The 4,300-nt window shown below is 38.8% G+C and carries 3 protein-coding genes; 1 reads left to right on the top strand and 2 read right to left on the bottom strand.

The window, feature by feature from the left end; genetic code table 11:
- Positions 1-232: 232 nt before the first annotated feature.
- A complete protein-coding gene (gene trpE / locus AC3DU7_RS26645; RefSeq protein WP_488042285.1) occupies positions 233-1,768 on the bottom strand; it encodes an anthranilate synthase component I in 1,536 nt (511 codons plus the stop codon).
- Positions 1,769-2,158: 390 nt separating this feature from the next.
- Between trpE and AC3DU7_RS26640 the strand changes: the two genes are divergently transcribed.
- Positions 2,159-2,563 (top strand): nuclear transport factor 2 family protein, encoded by a 405-nt coding sequence (locus AC3DU7_RS26640; RefSeq protein WP_488042284.1) that lies wholly within the window; start codon positions 2,159-2,161, stop codon positions 2,561-2,563.
- A gap of 388 nt (positions 2,564-2,951) precedes the next feature.
- Here the strand turns inward: AC3DU7_RS26640 and psaD are convergent, their stop codons facing one another.
- The gene (psaD, locus tag AC3DU7_RS26635) at positions 2,952-3,380 is read right to left on the bottom strand and encodes a photosystem I reaction center subunit II PsaD (RefSeq protein WP_293155700.1); all 429 of its coding nucleotides are present in this window, start codon (positions 3,378-3,380) and stop codon (positions 2,952-2,954) included.
- Positions 3,381-4,300: the final 920 nt, after the last annotated feature.

Genomic DNA, 4,300 nt, shown 5'->3' with positions numbered 1-4,300 from the left:
CTACTCCCCCGCTCCCCTACTCCTTAAAAAAGACTTTTTCAGCAAGCCCTAATTAAAGTCTGGTGAGTAAGGTGGTAAATACTATATTTCACACCCTTGTTTGGCCACTAATTTTTCAATCTCAACTGATTTTTGAAATGTTGCATGAGCCAGTATGATCACTTGCCCTGGTTGTAATTTTGGTAGTAAACAATTTTCCAACCAGTTCTCAAACCAATCACTATTACAACTTTTAACTCTTTTTCAAACACCGAATTGCCTCCAACAAACCTCTAGCTTTATTAATACTTTCCTCGTACTCTGTTTCCGGCACAGAATCAGCAACCAAACCAGCTCCCGCTTGCACAGTTACCGTGTGTTTACCATTACTTTGTGGCCGAACAACCATAGTTCTAATCGTAATCGCACTATTCAACTGACCCTCAAAATCATAATGTCCATAAACCCCAGAATAAGCACCCCGACGACAAGGTTCTAATTCATTAATAATTTCCATCGCCCGAATTTTCGGCGCACCGCTAACAGTACCCGCTGGAAAACAAGCCTTCAATAAATCCCAAGCAGTTTTATCATCTGCCAATTCTCCCACCACATTACTAACAATGTGCATCACATGAGAATAACGTTCAATTATCATTAACTCATCAACTTTTACCGTTCCCACTCGGCAAACCCGCCCCAAATCATTCCGACCTAGATCGACTAACATAATATGTTCCGCTCTTTCTTTCGGGTCTTGCAACAACTCCTCAGCTAAAGCATTATCTTCTGCATAAGTTTTACCACGGGGACGAGTTCCGGCAATTGGTCTAACCGTAGCAAGACGTTTGCCATCAGGGGTATTTTCTGCTTTCACCATAACTTCCGGACTCGAACCAATGATTTGCCAATCACCAAAATTAAAATAAGCCATGTAGGGAGAAGGGTTAATTAATCTTAGGGAACGATAAAGAGCAAATGGCTCCCCTGTATATTCAGCTGAAAGTTGTTGCGAAATAACTACCTGAAAAATATCTCCTGCTTTGATGTAGTCTTTAGCTTTTTCAACGTTGGCACAAAATTGTTCGCGGGGTGTATTACTACTATAGATGTCTCCAACTTCTCGACTTTTTCCGCCTGGTGGTTGCCACTCTAGTAAAGTATCTTGTTGCGATAGAGGAGATTGCAATTTATCTACTAACTGAGAAACACGGTCGCAAGCTTGTTGATAAGCTGCCTCTAAATCTATTTCTGGGGAACGGAGGTCGGCATAGGCGATCGCCCAAATCTTCCGCTTTACCTGGTCAAAAACCAAAAGATTATCAACCTGCATCCATAAACCATCAGGCAAATCATTTTCAGTATATGGGTAAACAGGTACACGAGATTCGATCCACTGAATCAATTCATAACCCCAAAAACCAAATAAGCCACCAATACCAGGTGGTAGTTGAGGTAGTTTGACAGGTTGATAGTTTCGCAGACAGTTATCTAGAGTATCAAAGGGGTCTCCATCAAAAGTTTTAACTGTGCCATCCCGGTAGGTTTGGGTAGTGCGATCGCCTCTTGCTTCCAATGTCCACAATGGGTCACAGCCAAGAAAACTATAGCGTCCGATTTTCTCTCCACCTTCAACTGACTCTAGTAAAAAACTGTATGGTTGACCCGCACAGACACGATACCAAGCAGAAACAGGAGTATCGAGGTCTGCTACCAATTCTTGGTAGACAGGAACAAAGTTACCTTGTTTTGCTAGTTGGGAAAATTGGGAGAAGTCTGGGAATATCATAAATTTTGAGGTTTTAGATTTGAGATTCAGTAACCAATACCTTCTGGGAGGAATTTATTTGGTAGCTTCAGTCATTTTATTGGCATAGTTATCATCATCTCTATCAAGCATAGAATAGCTATTTTGTCAATTTTTAATTGATGACCCACCTAATATTACAACAAAGATACTCTTGATTATGTTGTTATTTTCTTTCATTAATTGTGAAATTCTAAATATTAAGGTATGCTGGCTGCTTAAGGGCTTGTAGCTACAGGAGATGCTGAGAGCATTAATAATGTTGATACTACTCCTAGTGAAGGATGGCGGAAAAAACTGACCAGTTACAAAATCCTAAAACAATTACACATCAATACTTTAAATATCTTTGAAAAATATCAGGAGTGGAAAATGGCGATAGCCCTTGAGGTAGTGAAAAAGGTTTATGAGTGTTTTACCAGAGGCGATCTTGATGGGTTTCTGAAACTTTGCTCAGAAGATATTGAGTGGGTTGTCAACGGACCATCGACATTAGAGAATTGCCAAGCGTTTCACGGCATCAGCGGTGTGCGTAAATTATTGGATATACTCGCAGACAGTTGGGAGTTTAATTCTTTTGAACCACGGAGCTTTTTTGAGGATGATGTGACAGTAATTGTGCTTGGCGAGGAAACAGGTGTATGTAAAGCTTCAGGTGAGCCATTCCAAAATCGATGGGCCCATGTATTCAAAGTGGAAAACGAGCACATTGTCAGCTTTCAAGGATTTCTTTGTCACTGGACAGCTGAACAAAAACCACCTGCTATGAACTGGTAAAAAATAAACAAGCATCGGCTTTTACATCAAGAAAGTATAAATCCTTAATCAGTAAGTGTCCTAGGCATTTTTAGGCCATCGATGTAATTTCTTTGTCTAGACTGACTGACTTTGATGCATTTTTTCTAACTGAAAATGTCTAAGTACCACTAAATTACTTAATCATTAAAGTATTACTGGATAATAGAATTATTTTTGGTAGTTGGTATAATTATGATCTACCTTCCTTCTTCACTTCATCAAATTAACACCTCAGCCTCAGATAAAATATCTGAAAACCGAGGTGTTAATCATCAAACGATAGAAAATGCAAAAAATATTGCTACTCTTAAAAGCCTATATTATTTACTGCTCAATCTATCCCATAGAATAACTGGTAGATCCGAGCCTATGCGTCATAGGGTTTTTTACCAGTAAACTTGAGAGCAGCAGGCTCTGGGTTACTGCCAATGTTGCGGTCGATCTTACCTACATAAGGACGTCCTTCATTAACCTTTTCAGGGAAGACTCCATCTTTTGGATGTAGATACTCAGTGGAACCATCAGGGAAAATCCGATAGATTTTGAAGTCCTCAATTTTGGGCTTAAATTTAGTCCTTAGTTGAGTGCCGAGGGCCAAGCATTGCTCTTTGCGAGCTAAGTATAGTAGATTTTCACCTTCATTCATAATAGCTGCACCACCTGTAGGCATTTCAAATACCTGCTCTTTTGAGCTAGTCCAGGTAATAGCGTACTTTTCTTCAACTTCGGCCTTGGTCAGTAAGCCACCAGTACTGCCACCGAAAATGGGGGGTTGACCTGTTAGTTCGTCTGCCATAGATTTTTTATATGAACCTTTTTATGGAATCCTATCACCACAGTTACCCAGGTTTAAGAAATTGTAAGGTTCTGTTACAAAAGGATAATTGAGGACTCTGGCCATGCTACAGGCCATTAATATTATGTCTGGTTGAATACTTAGGGTTTACTGAAGAAGTCTGATGAGTGAGGGGAGGAGTCAGGAGACAGGAGAAATGGGAATGAGCGAGTAGGCAGCAGTAAGAATTGTCTCTTTATTTTTCTGCCCAACTATGCGCTTAAAATAATAACTTTTTGAACATGAAGAGCTGAAACAGGCGAACTTTTTTCGACCCCAAAAAGGCACTTGTCTTTAATATTTCAATGCTTTTAGATTTAAAAGCATTATACAGATATGGGTTTGAAGAATTTTAGGAACAGAAAAAGTATCAGCTTTCTGGTGGATGGAGGGGAAAAAATGAGGATTTGGGGGTAATGATGAGAGAAAAACTAAGGAGAAATTATGAATGACTGCCTCTTCTACAACTCCCCGTTCATCCGCTCCTCTTAACTACTGCCTACTGCCTACTCCCTACTCCCTACCCTAACAAAAAGACTTTTTCAGCAAACCATAACTACTAATTGCCATTAACTCAAGAGAGTATCATTTTTTTTTCGGTGATAGTTGAGGTTAAAAAAAAGAGGGTAATTGCAATAGTCCTCTTGAATTTTACTATGATTTAATTTTAGTTTAGATAAGTAACTGAATAAGAAACCTATATTGTTAATTACTCTATTAAGAGTAATTCTAAGTTATTTGTCAAAAAGCAATGACTTTCTAGTCACAGTTTAAGCTGTTCTCTAAAGGTCTATAATATCTCGCAAATTAAATTAAGATTGCTACATACAGCATTTTTTGAGTATTATTAACTTTTGCTTTTTTCAAAATATTTTGATATA

The sequence above is a fragment of the Okeania sp. genome, assembly GCF_983059655.1.
Note: the sequence above shows the minus strand (reverse complement) of the source record. Positions and strands in the feature narration are given on the sequence as shown.

Excerpts from the sequence above, each read along its gene's own strand:
- trpE (WP_488042285.1), bottom strand. The coding sequence starts at position 1,768 with ATGATATTCCCAGACTTCTCCCAATTTTCCCAACTAGCAAAACAAGGT.
- AC3DU7_RS26640 (WP_488042284.1), top strand. The coding sequence starts at position 2,159 with ATGGCGATAGCCCTTGAGGTAGTGAAAAAGGTTTATGAGTGTTTTACC.
- psaD (WP_293155700.1), bottom strand. The coding sequence starts at position 3,380 with ATGGCAGACGAACTAACAGGTCAACCCCCCATTTTCGGTGGCAGTACT.